Origin of the sequence: Bradyrhizobium sp. CCGUVB23 (assembly GCF_024199885.1) — a bacterium.
Lineage (GTDB): Bacteria > Pseudomonadota > Alphaproteobacteria > Rhizobiales > Xanthobacteraceae > Bradyrhizobium.
In genome coordinates this window covers 9,075,186-9,091,111 of the sequence record NZ_JANADQ010000001.1, presented here as the reverse complement: position 1 = coordinate 9,091,111, position 15,926 = coordinate 9,075,186, and the positions used below count along the sequence as shown (strand labels likewise).

At 64.9% G+C, this 15,926-nt stretch carries 16 protein-coding genes; 11 read left to right on the top strand and 5 right to left on the bottom strand.

Translation table 11 applies throughout. The features are described from left to right. Window positions 1–20: 20 nt before the first annotated feature. The 3 genes from NLN62_RS42665 to rpsF form a co-directional block, all read right to left on the bottom strand. On the bottom strand, window positions 21–995 hold the full coding sequence (locus tag NLN62_RS42665) for a DUF2232 domain-containing protein (RefSeq protein ID WP_027522570.1): 975 nt from the start codon (window positions 993–995) through the stop codon (window positions 21–23). Window positions 996–1,124: 129 nt separating this feature from the next. Beyond that, on the bottom strand, window positions 1,125–1,364 hold the full coding sequence (gene rpsR, locus NLN62_RS42660; protein ID WP_007592020.1) for a 30S ribosomal protein S18: 240 nt from the start codon (window positions 1,362–1,364) through the stop codon (window positions 1,125–1,127). Window positions 1,365–1,369: 5 nt separating this feature from the next. Then, window positions 1,370–1,837 (bottom strand): 30S ribosomal protein S6, encoded by a 468-nt coding sequence (gene rpsF / locus NLN62_RS42655; protein ID WP_027522571.1) that lies wholly within the window; start codon window positions 1,835–1,837, stop codon window positions 1,370–1,372. Between the two features lie 495 nt (window positions 1,838–2,332). Here rpsF and NLN62_RS42650 point away from each other — a divergent pair, with 495 nt between their 5' ends. Both NLN62_RS42650 and NLN62_RS42645 read left to right on the top strand, forming a co-directional pair. Further along, window positions 2,333–3,037, top strand: a complete 705-nt coding sequence (locus NLN62_RS42650) for a TetR/AcrR family transcriptional regulator C-terminal domain-containing protein (protein ID WP_254112628.1) — start codon at window positions 2,333–2,335, stop codon at window positions 3,035–3,037. 3 nt (window positions 3,038–3,040) lie between these two features. Beyond that, window positions 3,041–4,066 carry a fatty acid desaturase family protein gene (locus NLN62_RS42645; protein ID WP_254112626.1) on the top strand — a complete coding sequence of 342 codons (1,026 nt, stop codon included), beginning with the start codon at window positions 3,041–3,043 and terminating at the stop codon, window positions 4,064–4,066. Here the strand turns inward: NLN62_RS42645 and NLN62_RS42640 are convergent. Further along, window positions 4,063–5,316 carry a GGDEF domain-containing protein gene (locus NLN62_RS42640; RefSeq protein WP_254112624.1) on the bottom strand — a complete coding sequence of 418 codons (1,254 nt, stop codon included), beginning with the start codon at window positions 5,314–5,316 and terminating at the stop codon, window positions 4,063–4,065. The two genes, NLN62_RS42645 and NLN62_RS42640, sit on opposite strands and share 4 nt — an antisense overlap. A gap of 320 nt (window positions 5,317–5,636) precedes the next feature. On the opposite strand from NLN62_RS42640, the gene fabD reads away from it, so the two are divergent. The 7 genes from fabD to gmk all read left to right on the top strand — a co-directional run bounded on the left by fabD (window position 5,637) and on the right by gmk (window position 12,330). After that, a complete protein-coding gene (gene fabD / locus NLN62_RS42635) occupies window positions 5,637–6,596 on the top strand; it encodes an ACP S-malonyltransferase (protein ID WP_254112622.1) in 960 nt (319 codons plus the stop codon). Between the two features lie 10 nt (window positions 6,597–6,606). After that, window positions 6,607–7,344, top strand: a complete 738-nt coding sequence (gene fabG / locus NLN62_RS42630) for a 3-oxoacyl-[acyl-carrier-protein] reductase (protein ID WP_027522575.1) — start codon at window positions 6,607–6,609, stop codon at window positions 7,342–7,344. Between the two features lie 310 nt (window positions 7,345–7,654). Next, window positions 7,655–7,894: an acyl carrier protein gene (locus NLN62_RS42625; protein WP_027522576.1), complete on the top strand. Its 240-nt coding sequence runs from the start codon at window positions 7,655–7,657 to the stop codon at window positions 7,892–7,894. A 105-nt stretch (window positions 7,895–7,999) separates the two neighbouring features. Beyond that, window positions 8,000–9,265: a beta-ketoacyl-ACP synthase II gene (fabF, locus tag NLN62_RS42620; protein WP_254112620.1), complete on the top strand. Its 1,266-nt coding sequence runs from the start codon at window positions 8,000–8,002 to the stop codon at window positions 9,263–9,265. A 113-nt stretch (window positions 9,266–9,378) separates the two neighbouring features. Beyond that, the gene (mltG, locus tag NLN62_RS42615) at window positions 9,379–10,647 is read left to right on the top strand and encodes an endolytic transglycosylase MltG (protein ID WP_027522578.1); all 1,269 of its coding nucleotides are present in this window, start codon (window positions 9,379–9,381) and stop codon (window positions 10,645–10,647) included. A gap of 132 nt (window positions 10,648–10,779) precedes the next feature. Beyond that, entirely contained in the window at window positions 10,780–11,667 is an 888-nt protein-coding gene (locus NLN62_RS42610) for a YicC/YloC family endoribonuclease (RefSeq protein WP_254112613.1), read from the top strand. A 3-nt stretch (window positions 11,668–11,670) separates the two neighbouring features. Continuing rightward, window positions 11,671–12,330, top strand: coding sequence for a guanylate kinase (gene gmk / locus NLN62_RS42605; RefSeq protein WP_254112611.1), 660 nt, complete (start codon window positions 11,671–11,673; stop codon window positions 12,328–12,330). Here gmk and NLN62_RS42600 read toward each other — a convergent pair. Next, window positions 12,263–13,606: a hypothetical protein gene (locus tag NLN62_RS42600; RefSeq protein WP_254112609.1), complete on the bottom strand. Its 1,344-nt coding sequence runs from the start codon at window positions 13,604–13,606 to the stop codon at window positions 12,263–12,265. The genes gmk and NLN62_RS42600 overlap by 68 nt on opposite strands. Before the next feature lie 376 nt (window positions 13,607–13,982). On the opposite strand from NLN62_RS42600, the gene NLN62_RS42595 reads away from it, so the two are divergent. Together NLN62_RS42595 and NLN62_RS42590 are read left to right on the top strand one after the other, a co-directional pair. Beyond that, window positions 13,983–14,501, top strand: a complete 519-nt coding sequence (locus NLN62_RS42595) for a hypothetical protein (protein ID WP_027522582.1) — start codon at window positions 13,983–13,985, stop codon at window positions 14,499–14,501. Between the two features lie 164 nt (window positions 14,502–14,665). Then, complete coding sequence (locus tag NLN62_RS42590; protein WP_254112608.1) at window positions 14,666–15,913, top strand: sensor histidine kinase; 1,248 nt, start codon at window positions 14,666–14,668, stop codon at window positions 15,911–15,913. The last annotated feature ends 13 nt before the right edge of the window (window positions 15,914–15,926 follow it).

The following is a 15,926-nucleotide window of genomic DNA, read 5'->3' as shown; positions in this document are numbered from 1 at the left end:
AGTTGGGTTTTGGGTTGGACTTAAGGGGTTGGCAGTGGCGGCGGCCGGTTGCGCAGGAAGCGCTCGCGGAAACCGAAGACGGCATCGGCAAGCCCGAGCGCGATCATCGCGATCACGGGCCATCCGAGCACGACGACGACGGCGTAGGTCGAGCCGAGCCAGAACGCACGGCTCTTCAGTGCAAGCGTGAGCGTATGCAGTACGGCGAAGCCGGTCAGCGCATAGGCTATCATCAGCGCCGCCGTGATGATCTGCGCGGCGATCGCGAGCAGCCCGCCGGCGAAGCAGAAGGCGATGGCGATGCACAGCACGGCGAGCGTCATCGACGGCAGCTCGGCGGTCATCAGCGCGGGCCAGGGACGGCGTAGCCGTCCCGACGTCGCCGCCACCTTGGCCGAGAGCCAGAGGTTGAGGGTGAGCGTCATCATCGAGACGATGGTGGCAACGGCCGGTGCGACGGTCGCCAGCGCATCGATGAACTGGTCGGTATCGCCGGAGACTTGCGGATCGGCTGCGCGGAGGATGCGCATCAAGCCGCGGCGCAGCGAGGTCGTGATGCCCTCGGCATCGCTGCCGAGCGTGAGCAGCGCCGCGATCGTGATCAGCGCGGCAAAGCCCGCGATCCAGAGCAGGATTCGCCCGACCGGATACCATTCGATCTCAGGTTCGGCCGGCGGCTCTCCGCCCGCGGCGATCACGGCAGGGGTGGTATGGCGGCCGAGCAGCACGAGATGGCCAAGCCACCAGGCCGGCAGCGCGACCGTGACGGCAAAGGCGAGGCAGTAGGGCAGGCCGAAAATGGCGCCGAGGCCGATCGCGGCGGCGATGCCGCCAAAGCTCGCATACAGCGGTCCCCAGCCGATCGCGGCGACCATCAGCGGCAGGGGCGAGAGGTAGAACAGGACGAGCGAGATCAGCGCGCCCGAGATGATCGAGGCGAACATCAGGGCCGACGCAGCGCCGGCGATCAGGGCAATGAGTACAAGTGCCATCATCAGCTGTCCCGCTCCCTTCGAGCGGTTAGAGGCATTTCGCCCCAACCATCGGCAACCGGACGACCCGGAAGCCTTATGAGTTTGAATGATTCGACCGGCGGTCTCTGCGGCCGCCGGTCGGAACGTCGTTTAGCGGATCACGTAGGGCAAGAGGCCGAGGAACCGCGCGCGCTTGATGGCGCGGGCGAGCTCACGCTGCTTCTTGGCGGACACGGCCGTGATGCGGCTCGGCACGATCTTGCCGCGCTCGGAGACGTAACGCATCAGGAGCTTGGAGTCCTTGTAGTCGATCTTCGGCGCGTTGGCGCCCGTGAACGGGCAGCTCTTGCGGCGACGGAAAAACGGACGGCGTGCACCAGCTTCAGCCATTGTTCTTACTCCCCATCCGTCGTTTCAGCTTCTTCGCGCGGACGGCGCGGGCCGCGGTCACCGCGGAAGCCGCCTTCGCGGTCGCCACGGAAGCCGCCTTCACGCTCGCCGCGGAATCCACCGCCGCGGTCATCGCGCTCGCGATCGCGATCGGCCTTGCGCATCATTGCGGAGGGACCTTCCTCCAGCTCCTCGACGCGGACGCTGAGATAGCGGATCACGTCTTCGCTGATGCGCTCCTGGCGCTCGATCTCGGCGATCGCCGCGGACGGCGCGTCGATGTTGAGCAGCACGAAGTGCGCCTTGCGGTTCTTGTTCATGCGGTAGGTGAGGGAGCGCACGCCCCAGTTCTCGGTCTTGGTGACCTTGCCGCCGAGACCCTCGACGATACCGGTCATCTGGGTCGTCAGCTCTTCAACCTGCTGCGGGCTCGCGTCCTGACGCGCGAGAAAAACATGCTCGTAAAGAGGCATGGAAGTCCTTTCCTCATGTTGGCGCTTCACCCGGCGTCAAGCCCTTCGAGGCCTTCGGAAAGGACTCTGGGGTTAAGCTCAGAAGGCGGAAACACGGGACGACGGGCCGACTGGCCCTGCCACATCAAAATCAACAAGTGAATTTGCTGAGACCGTCCGTTCAGCTCCCGGCCGGGGTCTGCGGATGGCGCGCTTTATACGGATTTTGGCCGGCTTGGCAAGGTTGGCAGAGGGGTTTTGAGGACGTCGCGTCGGCGAACCGGTTGTGGCGGTTCCGGTGCGGGAACACCGCGCTTGTACGGAATCCCCAGAATTTATGAAAAGTTGTAGGCTTCTGACTGCCGGGGCTGAATTTCATCTCGAAACCATTTTTACCGGCAAGGGGCCGCTCTCAGGAGCGGCCCCTTTCGATTCCAGAGCAAGCCAAAGCCACACGTCCTTTCGGTCTTGATTTATTTGTTTGTATGTCATACAAATAAATGACGGGAGGAGCTGATGGCCAAATCCGTCAAGGGTCCGGTGGAAGCGCTTCGGGGCGACCCAAAGCATGCTGCCCGGGCGACCCGCTCGGCGGGGCGCAAGATGCGCTCGCTGCTCCTCGATGCGGCAAGTCCCTTGTTCAAGGAGCAGGGGCTGTCCGGGACATCGATTTCCGACATCGCGACCGCCGCGAACGCGTTTCCGAGCCAGATCACCTATTACTTCCGCACCAAGGAGGCGCTGTTCGTCGAATGCGCCTGCCGCGATCTCCTGTATCTGGCGCGCACCACCGAGCAGGCGGCGCTGAAGGCGCACACGCCACAGGCCTACACATATGCGCTCGCGCAGACGGTCACGGCGACCGATTCGGTGGCATTCTTCGCCGAAGCGCTGACGCTGACGCGGCGGCGGCAGGATCTCGCGCCGCTGGTCGAGCGTACCATCGAGCGCCTGCACGCCGAGGGCGCGCGCGCCTATGCTGCCCAGGTCGAGCGCCACGGCTGGCGGACGCTGCGCGCGCCTGACGAGAGCTCGCGCAGGTTCTGGGCGGTGGCAATCGGCGTCATCGTGGAAGGCTATGCGATGGGCCGCTCGCCGGATGAGCTGTGCGCCGAGATGCTGCGCGTGCTGGGCGAGCAGGCGAAATCGGCAGGCGATGCGGCGCGCCTGCGGCTCGTCGGGGATCGCGACGCATCAACACAATCGGATGAGGAGAGCTAGGTCATGACCGCGCTTCGCATGCGTGCCCGCGATTTCCTGACCGAGGACCAGCTCGTCGACGTGCGCGAGCGCGTCACGTGGAAGGGCATAGCACTGATCGCGCACGCCTGGGCGCTGATCGCGGCTGCGATCGCACTGGTGGCGTGGTGGCCGAATCCGCTGACCTACATTCTCGCGGTCGCGATCATCGGCTCGCGCCAGCTGGGCTTAGCGATCCTCATGCATGACGGCGCGCATGGCTGCCTGTCGCCGGATGAAAAGACCAATCTGGCGCTGAGCCAGTGGTTCTGCGCCTATCCGATCTTCGCGGAGACGCGCAGCTACCGTCGCTATCATCTGCAACATCACGCGCGCACGCAGCAGGAGGACGATCCCGACCTCGTGCTGTCGGCGCCGTTCCCGATCACCAGGCTGAGCTACCGCCGCAAGTTCATCCGCGATCTCACCGGGCAGACTGGCTACCAGCAGCGCAAGGCACAACTGCTCAATGCGCTCGGTCCGAAGGATTGGCCGTCGTCGCAGCGCGTCGCGCATTTCTGGGAGAAGCTCGGGCCGCAATGCGTCACGAACGCGCTGCTGTTTGCGGTGCTCGCGGCCGCCGGCGTGTGGTGGGCCTATCCGTTGCTATGGCTGGTGCCGCTTCTGACCTGGCAGATGGTCATCACACGTATCCGCAACATCGCCGAGCATGCGGTCGTTCCCGACAGTCACGATCCCTTGCGCAACACCCGCACCACGCATGCCAATTTTATCGAGCGGCTGTTCATCGCGCCGTATTACGTGAACTACCACCTCGAACATCATCTGCTGTTCTACGTGCCCTGCTACAATTTGCCGAAGGTGCATCGCCTGCTGAGCGAGAGCCGACATGCCTGCCGCATGGAGGTGCAGCCTAATTATCTCGCCGTGCTGCGGCTCGCGACCGCCAAGCCAAACCGCGATGATCGTCCCGGGCAATTGGTCAGCAGCGTTCGCCGCGCACACGCGGGTGCCGAAGTCGGCGCAGATCAGAAGGCCGGCGGGTTCTAGTCGGCCAGCGCCGGAGCTTTCACCGTGGGGACGAGCGGCACCACCTCGGTGACCTCTTCGACGCCGAGGGTGTGGATCACAAAGCTGCCCTTGCCGCGGCGCTTGGCCTCGTACATCGCGCGATCGGCGGCGCTCAGCAGCTCGTCGGCGGTCATGCCGTCCTGGGGCGCTGTTGCAAGGCCGATGCTTGCGCCGACGCGCGCCGCCGGCGCAAATTCAAACGGTTCAGCAACCCGCGCGGTGATCCGCCGGGCAATGTCGGCGGCCTCGGTGTCCGTGATGTCGGGCAGCAGGATCACGAATTCGTCGCCGCCAACGCGGCACACGACATCGGCCTCGCGCACGCTGGCGCGCAGGCGGTCCGCGACGGCGACCAGGACCGCGTCGCCGGCCGCATGTCCGAGCCGGTCATTGACGCCCTTGAAGTTGTCGAGATCGACGCAAAACACGGTGAGCTTCGCGGCTGATGGTGATGCAGCTTCCGGCCATGGACCGTCGAGCAGCTCCGAAAACAGCTTCCGGTTCAGGGCGCGATTGGGAAGACCGGTGAGCAGGTCGTGGTGCGCCATCTGGCGATTGTTGCGCTCGGTTTGATGCAGGTTGAGGAGGATCTTGTGATTTTCAAGCAGCAGGAAAATCATCCCCGCGGTGTAGACCGGGGTTTGCAGGCCGACGATGAACAGGAAGGGGATCGGCGACAGCATCGTGGCCACCGCAAAAGGCAGCGTCAGGATGCAGATCATGAGAATTCCATAACGCGGCGTTCCGGCGTTGCGCGAGGCAATTCCACCGATCAGGTTGGCGAGGCCGACGCCTGCGGAAAGGACCAGCGGCAGCTGTCCCGATGCGACGCATTGGTAGCAGCCCGCGGAAATCAGGATCACGGATAGCAGGCCGACCCAGACTGGCGTGCCGCTCGCTGCACTCGGCCCGTCGGCCTTTGCCCGCGCGGAGGCTTTCATCATCAGGTAGATTCGGGTGCTGCCCAGGACCAGTTCTGCCAGCACCCAGGCATAGGCCCATGTGGCGCCGGTCAGGGCAGCGGCGAGTGATGCGATCAGCAGGGATGCGAGCACCGCCACCGCGAGCGTCTTCGTCTTGTTCGTCCTTTGCTGAAGAAACTCGTTATGAATGTCGTCGGGCTGCGAGGTCGGGCTGGCAAGCAACCAGTTGACGCAGCCGTGCCACCACAGCCGCGGTTGCGCGGCAGCGGTGGAAGCTGTCGAAGTGGGGGTAACTAGGGATGCCATGGCCGCAATTTCGAGAGCCGGTATTTAAGGCGCCTTAAAGCGAACCGGCGAGTTCCAGACAGCGTAAACGTTTGACTGCCTGGTGACTGCACCGTCAGCCCACGACGCGCGGCGGGCCGGGAGGCTCTCTTGAGGCGGGCTGTATCGGGGGCCCACCGGTGGGGCATAATCCGTCGGCGATCCCCCGTCCCGGACGTGGTCGCGGCTTGACATTCCGGCCCCGGTCAGTGTCTACGGCCCCCTTTGGAGCATGATGGGGAACAACGGCCCGCGCCCCGGCGTAGAATGGCCGCCCGATCCTAGCAAGCCAGGGAGCGCCGATGACGGCAGCATTCACATTTCCGGGGCAGGGGTCCCAGGCGGTCGGCATGGGCAAGGCTCTGGCCGAAGCCTTTCCTGCGGCCCGCGCCGTGTTCGACGAAGTCGATGCCGCGCTTGGGGAAAAGCTCACGGCGACCATCTGGGATGGCCCGGCGGAGACCCTCCAGCTCACCGAAAACGCCCAGCCGGCGCTGATGGCGGTCTCGCTCGCCACCCTGCGCGTGCTGGAGGCCGAGGCCGGTTTTTCCGTGGGGCGGGATGCCGCCTTCGTCGCCGGGCACTCGCTCGGCGAATATTCGGCGCTGGCCGCGGCCGGGAGCCTGACGATTTCCGATACCGCGCGGTTGCTGCGCACCCGTGGTCTCGCAATGCAAAAGGCCGTCCCGGTCGGTGCCGGCGCGATGGCCGCGCTGCTCGGCCTCGACTACGAGGCGGCCATGGAGGTCGCCCGTGAGGCGGCGCAGGGGCAGGTCTGCCAGGCCGCCAACGACAATGGCGGCGGTCAGGTGGTGGTCTCCGGCGACAAGGCGGCGGTCGATCGCGCGGTCGAGATCGCCAAGGGCAAGGGTGCCAAACGCGCGATGCTGCTGCCGGTGTCCGCGCCGTTCCATTGCAAGCTGATGCAACCCGCCGCCGATGCCATGGCCGAGGCGCTGTCAGAGGTCACGATCAAGGCACCAGCAGCGCCCCTGGTCTCCAACGTGCTGGCGAGCGCCATCACCGACCCCGACGAGATCCGCCGCCGCCTGGTCGAGCAGGTCACCGGCACGGTGCGCTGGCGCGAGTCCGTCTCCTATATGGCTGGTCAGGGCGTGACGCGTTTCTTCGAGATCGGCGCGGGCAAGGTGCTGACGGGTCTCGTCAAGCGCATTGCGGACGGCGCGGTGGGCGTGGCCGTCGGCGGGCCGAACGATATTGCCGCGGCCAAGGACGCCTTGGCTGCCGCGAAGCAGGGTTGAGGAGCTAGCGATGTTCGATCTGACTGGCAGGAAGGCGCTCGTTACCGGCGCGACCGGCGGTATCGGCGGCGCGATCGCGCTGGCGCTGCATGCGCAGGGCGCCACGGTTGCGATTTCGGGGACGCGGAAAGAGGTGCTGGACGAGCTTGCCGGCAAGCTCGGCGAGCGCGTGCACGTGCTGCCGTGCAATCTCTCCAAGGCCGACGAGGTCGAGGCGCTGGTGCCCGCAGCGGAAGCCGCGATGGGACAGGTCGACATCCTCGTCGCCAACGCCGGCATCACGCGCGACAATCTCTTCGTGCAACTCCGCGACGAGGACTGGGAAGAGGTCATCAACGTCAACCTGACCGCGACCTTCCGCCTCGCGCGCGCCGCGACCAAGCTGATGATGCGCAAGCGCTTCGGCCGCATCATCGCGATCACTTCGGTGGTCGGCGTCACCGGCAATCCGGGGCAGGGCAACTACACCGCGTCGAAGGCGGGCCTGATCGGCATGATCAAGACGCTTGGCGCCGAATACGCCAAGCGCGGCGTGACCGCGAACTGCATCGCGCCCGGCTTCATCAAGACGCCGATGACGGATGCGCTCAACGACAAGCAGCGCGAGACGATCCTGACCAAGGTTCCGGCCGCCCGGCTGGGCACGCCGGAGGATATTGCTGCAGCTGCGGTCTATCTCAGCTCCAACGAAGCAGGCTACGTCACCGGCCAGACCATCCACGTCAACGGCGGCATGGCCATGATCTGAACGTAATCCGTCCGGCCGAGGGCCGGGCGGACCGGATGCGGCAAACGGCCGTTTCCGAAGCGAATTGAGGCTTGTAGTCAAGGCAGTTGAAGTATGATAACCGGACCTTCAACGGATGGGCAAAGAACGCCATTGCAGGTTTTTGAAACCCTGTATATTGGCGATGCGGAGCCTTGGCCGTCGTTCGCCGGGCCCTGCATCGGCTAGGATGGGGCCAAATCAAGTTCGTACGCAAAGGCAGTAAAACGACCACGACGGCTCGTATCGTCCCGGGGGGTCGGGTCTACAGGGAACAACACGAGGTTAAGCAATGAGTGACATTGGCGAACGGGTTAAGAAGATCGTGGTCGAACACCTTGGTGTTGAGCCCGAGAAGGTTATCGACAGCGCGAGCTTCATTGACGACCTCGGCGCCGACAGTCTGGACACCGTCGAGCTGGTGATGGCGTTCGAAGAAGAGTTCGGTTGCGAGATTCCGGACGACGCCGCGGAAACGATTCTCACCGTCGGCGACGCGACCAAGTTTCTCGAGAAGAACGCGAAGAGCTAAGGCTCCAAAATCCGCGGTCGAACGACGAAACCGGACGGATCGTGCCAGCGGTCCACCGGTTTCTTATTATCGGCCGCGATTCCTTGAGAACCGGAGTTTTGGGATATGAGACGAGTTGTCGTCACGGGCCTCGGCATGGTGTCGCCACTCGGCTGCGGTGTCGAGCCGACCTGGCAGCGTATCCTGAACGGCGAGAGCGGGGCGCGCAAGATCGAGACGTTCGATGTGTCCGATCTGCAGACCAAGATCGCCTGCGTCGTGCCGCGCGGCGACGGCTCGAACGGCACTTTCAATCCCGACCAGTGGATGGAGCCGAAGGACCAGCGCAAGGTCGACGACTTCATCATCTTCGCCATGGCTGCGGCGACGCAGGCGCTCAACGATGCCAACTGGCATCCCGAGAGCGAAGAGGACAAGTGTGCGACCGGCACCCTGATCGGCTCCGGCATCGGCGGCCTCAACGGCATTGCGGAGACTGCAATCCTGCTAAAGGAGCGCGGGCCGCGCCGGGTCTCGCCCTTCTTCATTCCGGGGCGATTGATCAATCTCACCTCCGGCTACGTCTCGATCGAGCATGGGCTGAAGGGGCCGAACCATTCCGTGGTCACAGCCTGTTCGACAGGCGCGCACGCGATCGGTGATGCCGCCCGTCTGATTGCGCTGGGCGATGCGGACGTGATGGTCGCCGGCGGCGCGGAATCGCCGATCAGCCGCATCGGCATCGCCGGCTTCAACGCGGCGCGCGCGTTGTCGACCGGTTTCAACGAGACGCCCGAGAAGGCCTCGCGTCCCTATGACAAGGATCGCGACGGCTTCGTGATGGGCGAGGGCGCTGGCGTCGTGATCCTCGAAGAGCTCGAGCACGCGAGGCGCCGCGGCGCGAAGATCTATGCCGAGGTGATCGGCTACGGCCTGTCAGGCGATGCCTATCACATCACCTCACCATCTCCGGATGGAGATGGCGGCTTCCGCAGCATGTCGGCCGCGTTGAAGCGCGCCGGGCTGACGCCGGCCGATCTCGACTATATCAACGCGCATGGCACCTCGACGCCACTCGGCGACGAGATCGAGCTCGGCGCGGTGGAGCGGTTGCTCGGCAACGCGGCGTCCAAGGTCGCGATGTCCTCGACCAAATCCTCGACCGGGCATCTCCTCGGCGCAGCGGGCGCGATCGAGGCGATTTTCGCCATGCTCGCGATTCGGGATAACATCGCGCCGCCGACCATCAACCTCGATCACCCGTCGGTCGAAACCGCGATCGATCTCGTGCCGCAGGCGGCGAAGAAGCGCGAGATCAACGTAGCGTTGTCGAATTCTTTCGGTTTTGGCGGTACCAACGCATCGGTGATCGTCAGGCGTCTGGCCGATTAGCTTGCGTTTGAGACGAATTCACCGTTTTGCCTAAGTCATAGTTGCGGGCGTGTGCTATTAGCCGGGCAGACGATTGTCAGGCTGCGATTGAACCGGCAGGATTCAGGTTTTCGATGAGTGAAAGGCCGCCCATTTCGCCCCGAAGTCCGCGTGCTGCGCTGGAGCCTGAACAGGTGCCGCCGCCGCCGAAGCGGTCGGACCGCGCGCGCAATCCCTTCGTGGTAATCGGCAACGCCATTATCACCATCCTCCTGATCGCAATGCTCGGTGCCGGTGCGGTCTATTATTACGGCCGGCAGGTGCTCGAGGCGCCGGGGCCTCTCCAGGAAGACAAGATCGTCAACATCCCCTCGCGTGCGGGCAAGCGCGACATCGCCGATACCCTGAACAGGGAAGGCGTCACCGACGTCAATCCCTGGATCTTCATCGCAAGCGTAGCTGCGCTGAAAGCGAGCTCGGACCTGAAGCCCGGCGAATATTCGTTCCAGAAGAACGCTTCGCTGCGCGACGTCATCGCCACCATCGTCGAAGGCAAGGTGGTGCAGCATGCGGTGACGATCCCCGAAGGCCTGACCTCCGAGCAGATCGTGGCGCGGCTGTCGGACAACGATATCTTCACCGGCAGCGTGCGCGAAGTGCCACGTGAGGGCACGCTGCTGCCGGAGACCTACAAGTTCCCGCGTGGCACCACGCGCGAGCAGGTGGTCCAGCGCATGCAGCAGGCACACAAGCGCGTGCTCGCTGAAATCTGGGAACGCCGCAGCCAGGACATTCCGATCAAGACGCCTGAGCAACTCGTTACGCTCGCCTCGATCGTGGAGAAGGAGACCGGCAAGCCCGACGAGCGCAGCCGTGTCGCTGCCGTGTTCGTCAATCGCTTGAAGCAGAAGATCAAGCTGCAGTCCGATCCGACCATCATCTACGGTCTGGTCGGCGGCAAGGGCACACTGGGCCGCCCGATCAAGCGCAGCGAGATCACCCAGCCCTCGCCCTACAACACCTATGTCATCGACGGCCTGCCGCCGGGGCCGATCTCCAATCCCGGCCGCGCCTCGCTGGAGGCTGCCGCCAATCCGGCCCGCACCCGCGACCTCTATTTCGTCGCCGACGGTACCGGCGGCCACGCCTTCACCGAAACCTACGACGCGCACCAGAAGAACGTCGCAAAGCTGCGCGCGATGGAGAAGCAGATCCAGAACGACACGGTGGAGCCGGCCGATGACGCCCAGGCGCCGGCCGCCGCCGCGCCCGCCGACCCGGCTCCGACCGCGACCACCAAGCCGCCGGCCCAGCAGAAGAAGCCGCCTGCGACGCGCCCGGCCAATCCTGCCCCGGCCCGCCAGGGGGCCGTGCAACCCTCGCCGCAGGTTATCCAGCGCTAGAGCAGATCCGTGCGCTAAAGCCGCAAGGCTCACCTGCGGTGGTTACGGATTCCACTTTGCGGCAAAATAGTCTTAAGATTCGCGTGCCTTGATGGCTCTTGCGAATCTCATCTGTCTGGAGAAGTTCACCCGATGGCGCTGTCGTCCATGACCGGCTTTGCCCGAAGCCACGGCGCTAGCGGGCCGTATACGTTCGAATGGGAATTGAAGTCGGTCAACGCCAAGGGCTTTGACCTGCGCGTGCGGCTGCCGCAGGGCTTTGACGAGCTCGAGGCCCACGCCAAGAAACGCGCCGGCGAGGTTTTGTCGCGCGGTACGGTCTATGCCAATCTCAACGTCAAGCGCACCAACGCGGCGGCCACCGTGCGGATCAACGAGGACGTGCTCTCAGCCGTGCTGAAGGCTGCCTCGCAGATCGCCGGTAAGGTCGATGCGGTGGCGCCGAGCATCGACGGCCTTTTGGCCATCAAGGGCGTGATCGAGGTCGCCGAGCCCGAAGGCAACGAGGAAGAGGACAAGGCGGCGCGCACCGCCGCGGCCGAAGCCTTTGACAAGGCGCTCGCCGAGCTCGTCGACATGCGCAAGCGCGAGGGCACCTCGCTTGGCCAGATCCTGACCCAGCGCGTGGACGAGATCGAGGCGCTGGCGAAGAAGGCGGAAGCCGCGCCCGGGCGCAAGCCCGAGGCGATCAAGGCAAAACTCGCCGAACAGATCGCGACGCTGCTCGACACCTCCGATCGCTTCGATTCCGATCGCCTGATGCAGGAAGCGATCCTGATCGCGACCAGGGCCGACATCCGCGAGGAGCTCGACCGCATCGCCTCCCATGTCGCGCAGGCGCGCGAGTTGATCGGCAAGGGCGGCTCGATCGGGCGCAAGCTCGATTTCCTGGCGCAGGAGTTTCACCGCGAGGTCAATACCTGCTGCTCGAAGTCCAACGACATCGAGCTGACCAATACCGGGCTCGCCATGAAGAACGTGGTCGAGCAATTCCGCGAGCAGGTCCAGAATCTGGAGTAATCGATGACGACGGACGGGCACGGAACTGATGGTGTCGAGCGGCGCGGACTGATGTTCGTGCTGTCCTCACCCTCCGGTGCGGGCAAGACGACGCTGTCGCGCCTGTTGATCGAGCGGATGCCCGGGCTGAAGATGTCGGTCTCCGCGACTACGCGCGCGAAGCGGCCCGGCGAGGTCGACGGCCGCGACTATCTGTTCGTCGACAAGCCGCGCTTCGAGGCGATGGTGAAGGGTAACGAACTGCTGGAATGGGCGACCGTGTTCGACAACCGCTACGGCACGCCGCGCGCTCCGGTCGAGGCCGCGCTGTCGGCAGGGCAGGACGTGCTCTTCGACATCGACTGGCAGGGCACGCAGCAATTGCGTGAAAAGGCGCGCGCCGACGTCGTCAGCGTTTTCATCCTGCCGCCCTCGGCGGCCGATCTCGAGAAGCGCCTGCGCTCGCGCGCGCAGGATTCCGACGAGGTGATCCGCAAGCGGATGAGCCGCGCCAGCCACGAGATGAGCCACTGGGCCGAGTACGACTACATCGTCATCAACCACGACGTCGATGAGGCCTTTGCCGAGGTGCAGTCGATCCTGAAGGCCGAGCGCCTCAAGCGCGAGCGGCGGATTGGCGTCGTTGGCTTTGTACGAGGTCTGCAAGGTCAGCTTCAGGGCTAGACGGCGCCAGCCGCGGACCTTCCTTCGCCAGCCGTTCCAGGATCGCGGTGATCGCATCGATATCGATTGCGTCGGCATCGCGGTCGTCGCCGTCATCCGCCGCTGCATCGACAGCCGCGACATGCGGTTCGGCGGTTTCCGCGGCCGAGGCGATGTGCAGGTCGTTGCGGTCCAGATCCACAGGGACCAGCTCTTCGAACTCGCTCGTTGCATCCTCGAGACGCTGATCAACGTGCGGCGTGGAGGTGCCATTGGTCTTGCCATTGGCGGTCTTGCCGTTGGCGTTGGCCGCCGTGGCCAGCGCAGCACCGAAATCGACCGGGCGCGGCCGCTGCGCGCGCGGGGCGGCAGTTGCGGCCGCATCGATCCACGGCGCGTGGCTCTTGTCGTCCTGCGCGTGCTCCCAGTTGATGCGGCGGCGTCCGCCTTCAGCCTGGACGCGCCTGCGCGAGCCGGCGAAGCGATAGATGACGCTGCCGGTGATGCCGGCGAGCGCCAGCGCACCGCCGATGACAAGCAGCAGAGTCTGGAGCGAGCCGGTCGGCTTTTCGGCCGGGGCATCGGCCGCGGCGAGCGTCATCGTGCCGGCGGACGCTGAAGCCTGAGGTTTCGGTGCGGGCCGCGCATCGGCGAGTTTTGGCGCAGGCGCGGCTTGCGGGGCGGGCGAGACGTTCGGGTCGGGCCAGCGCGCATCGACGGTCGGCTGACCTGCGCCGGCATCGGCCACCGCGACCGGACGCTGAAGCGTCGCGGGCGGGGTGCCAGGTGCGCTCGGCGCTGGGATCGATGCGGTCGTGTCGGGCGTGGGGCTCTGTGCCGTGAGTTCGGCGTGCGCGTTCTGCACCGAGAGCGGCGCAGGTTTGTCGACCTTCTGCGCGGGCGAGGTCGCCCGCGCGCTCGGGGTCGCCGGCGCGCCCTGGGTCGCCGGCGCGCCTTGCGTCGCCTGCGCGCTTTGCGTCGCCTGCGCGCTTTGCGTCGCCTGCGCGCTTTGCGTCGCCTGCGCGCTCTGGGCCGTTTTTGCGCCTTCTTCGCGCAGATACCAGCACTGCCGCTTGGTACCGCGTTCGACACGGTAATACCAATGCTGCCCCTCGGGCGTTGTGCCCTTCGGAGCGCTAAGACAATCATCGGTAGCGTTCGGCGAATCTTGCGACGCATTCTGCGCGTCTGCTGCGGCCGGGACGTTCGCCGCGTTTTGCGATTCCGCACTCAAGGGTATGCCGGCGAGTACGCTTGCAAACAGGGCGGATATGAATTTCGCGGTTCGGTTGCCCATCCTGGTCTCCCGGCTACGCCTTACGCAACACGTCACTGTCGCCTTTCTCGTCAAAGAGTTGGGTGGCAATGAGCCGCAAATCCGGAGAGGATGAGGCTTAAATCGGGCCCGCGCAGCGTTCGTTCCGCCGCGAAAATGAACGATTTTCGGCTGCGACTGCCGCAAGCCCGAAATCCGCTAATATCCGTCGGAGCGGTGGAAGGTTCCCGAGCCGCTGCGGCACGGGTTGTTGGGGTCGGCGCTGGGGATAATGAGGTTCAGCCGCGCCCAACATCACGATTCCGGCAGTCTGCTGGCGCGGGCACAGAACGCCGATGCGGACGGCGCACATGCGCGGTAAACTTGTCCTGTCGATGTCGTTTGAGGGAGCATGCCCATGGCCCTTCAGGATCATTCCGACAAGAGCACGCCCGCCAAGAACACTCCCGCCGACCTGTCCACCTGGGCCGCCGCGGGCGACGAGTTCGTTCTGCTCGACACCGTCCAGCCGCCGGCCCGCATCGCGATGGCAAGGGAGCGCATGCTGCTCAGCCGCCTCTATCTCGGCCTGATCCGCAGCCTCAACGACGATTACGGCGCAGACTTCGTCAGGCAGAACGACAGCGCCACGTTCCGCACCATCGGCATCTACCTGTTCCTGCGAACCGCGATGTGTTCGCCGGTGCGAGCGAGCACGGTTGCGGCCGCGCTGAAGCTGCCGCGCGCAACCGTGTTGCGCAGGCTCGAGGAGATGATCAAGCAGGGGTACGCGGAGCGGATCGGTAATGCCTACCGTGTCACCGACAAGGTCAACATCCCCGATTTGCAGCAGCGCTTGCAGCAGCGGATCGACATGATCCTGGAGACGGCGCGCGAGTTGGCGAGGCTGACGGGCAGGGATGGACACGCGCATTGAGGCTAAACGGCCGCAATCTCAATTTTGCAGGATTTGGATAGTATGCTGCGGCTTTGCCGAAGCCGGAAAGACGTTGTGTGTCGTCCTGGGACGATAGCAGCGAGGGGGCCGGCTCAGCCAAAGAGGATGCGACCCGAACCTACAAAAACAATGTCGAGGCGGTCATGGCACAGGCGTCAAAATCAGCGCTCGCATCCGAGGTGTTGCTGTTTCCGGAGCAGCCCGCCCTGAAAGCGATCTACGACACCGCGCCGATTGGACTTGCCTGTCTCTCTCCGGATTGCCGCTATCTGCAAATCAACCAGCGCCTCACCGAGATCTGCGGTATCTCTGTCGAGAACCATCTCGGCCGCTTCGTGCGGGATTGCGTTCCGGCCCTGGCGGATTCCGTCGCACAGATCGTCCGCTCGATCATGGAAACCGGAGAACCGGTTGTCGGCATAGAGGTTGTCGGCCAGCGCGCCGATCAGGCCGAGGAGCGCTACTGGGTGACCTATTGGCATCCGTTGCGCGCGCCCGGCGGCAAGATCGTTGCGGTCAACGTGGCTGCCGAGGAGATCACCGAACGCAAGCGCGCTGAACTGGAGCTGCGAGAGGCGAGAGATGCTGCCGAAACCGCGCTGCGTCGCTTGCGGGAAACCCAGGAGTCGCTGGTGGAAGCTGAAAAGCTCGCGGCACTCGGCCGGATGGTTGCCGGCGTTGCACACGAGGTCAACGGTCCCGTGGGCAACAGCCTGACGATCGCCTCGACGCTCCAGCGCAAGTCGGAGGCCTTCGCCTCGGAAGTTTCAGGCGGCAAGGTTCGACGCTCGAGCCTCAACGAGTTCGTCAGCCTCGCCGGCGATGCGTCCGCTCAACTCATCGCCAACCTGTCACGCGCGGCGGAGCGGATCCAATCCTTCAAGCAGGGCGCGCTCGATCCCGGCCAGTCCACGCTGCGTCGCTTCAACGCTGCCGAGCTCTCGGAACAATTGCTGTCGCATCTTGATCGCGAATGCCGTCGCCGCGGTATCGCGCTCGAGCTGCGGCTCGCGCGAGCTCTCGAAATGGACAGCTATCCCGGTCCCTTCGGGCAGGTTCTGACCCATCTGGTCATGAATGCCATGACCCATGCATGGCCGGATGGTGCGGGAGGTCGGATCCGTGTCGATCTGAGATCTGCGGGTGATGATCAGGTCGAGCTCGTCGTGTCCGACGATGGCTGTGGAATGCCCCCGGACGTCAAGCTCTCCGCTTTCGATCCGTTTTTCACCACGCGGCGTCATCATGGGGCGACGGGTCTTGGACTGCACGTCGTCCATGCCGTCGTCACCGAACGCCTTGGCGGCCGGATCAGGCTGGACAGCGAGCCGGGGGCAGGGACGTACGTGCGGCTGATCTTTCCAAGAAGCGCACCACGGTCCGACGACTGATCCGTTCCCGGCC

Bases quoted from the DNA above. Each gene is read 5' to 3' on its own strand.
- NLN62_RS42625 (WP_027522576.1), top strand. From the start codon at position 7,655: ATGAGTGACATTGGCGAACGGGTTAAGAAGATCGTGGTCGAACACCTT.
- fabF (WP_254112620.1), top strand. From the start codon at position 8,000: ATGAGACGAGTTGTCGTCACGGGCCTCGGCATGGTGTCGCCACTCGGC.
- NLN62_RS42600 (WP_254112609.1), bottom strand. From the start codon at position 13,606: ATGGGCAACCGAACCGCGAAATTCATATCCGCCCTGTTTGCAAGCGTA.
- NLN62_RS42650 (WP_254112628.1), top strand. From the start codon at position 2,333: ATGGCCAAATCCGTCAAGGGTCCGGTGGAAGCGCTTCGGGGCGACCCA.
- fabG (WP_027522575.1), top strand. From the start codon at position 6,607: ATGTTCGATCTGACTGGCAGGAAGGCGCTCGTTACCGGCGCGACCGGC.
- rpsR (WP_007592020.1), bottom strand. From the start codon at position 1,364: ATGGCTGAAGCTGGTGCACGCCGTCCGTTTTTCCGTCGCCGCAAGAGC.
- NLN62_RS42595 (WP_027522582.1), top strand. From the start codon at position 13,983: ATGGCCCTTCAGGATCATTCCGACAAGAGCACGCCCGCCAAGAACACT.
- NLN62_RS42645 (WP_254112626.1), top strand. From the start codon at position 3,041: ATGACCGCGCTTCGCATGCGTGCCCGCGATTTCCTGACCGAGGACCAG.
- mltG (WP_027522578.1), top strand. From the start codon at position 9,379: ATGAGTGAAAGGCCGCCCATTTCGCCCCGAAGTCCGCGTGCTGCGCTG.
- NLN62_RS42610 (WP_254112613.1), top strand. From the start codon at position 10,780: ATGGCGCTGTCGTCCATGACCGGCTTTGCCCGAAGCCACGGCGCTAGC.
- NLN62_RS42590 (WP_254112608.1), top strand. From the start codon at position 14,666: ATGGCACAGGCGTCAAAATCAGCGCTCGCATCCGAGGTGTTGCTGTTT.
- NLN62_RS42665 (WP_027522570.1), bottom strand. From the start codon at position 995: ATGATGGCACTTGTACTCATTGCCCTGATCGCCGGCGCTGCGTCGGCC.
- rpsF (WP_027522571.1), bottom strand. From the start codon at position 1,837: ATGCCTCTTTACGAGCATGTTTTTCTCGCGCGTCAGGACGCGAGCCCG.
- fabD (WP_254112622.1), top strand. From the start codon at position 5,637: ATGACGGCAGCATTCACATTTCCGGGGCAGGGGTCCCAGGCGGTCGGC.
- NLN62_RS42640 (WP_254112624.1), bottom strand. From the start codon at position 5,316: ATGGCATCCCTAGTTACCCCCACTTCGACAGCTTCCACCGCTGCCGCG.
- gmk (WP_254112611.1), top strand. From the start codon at position 11,671: ATGACGACGGACGGGCACGGAACTGATGGTGTCGAGCGGCGCGGACTG.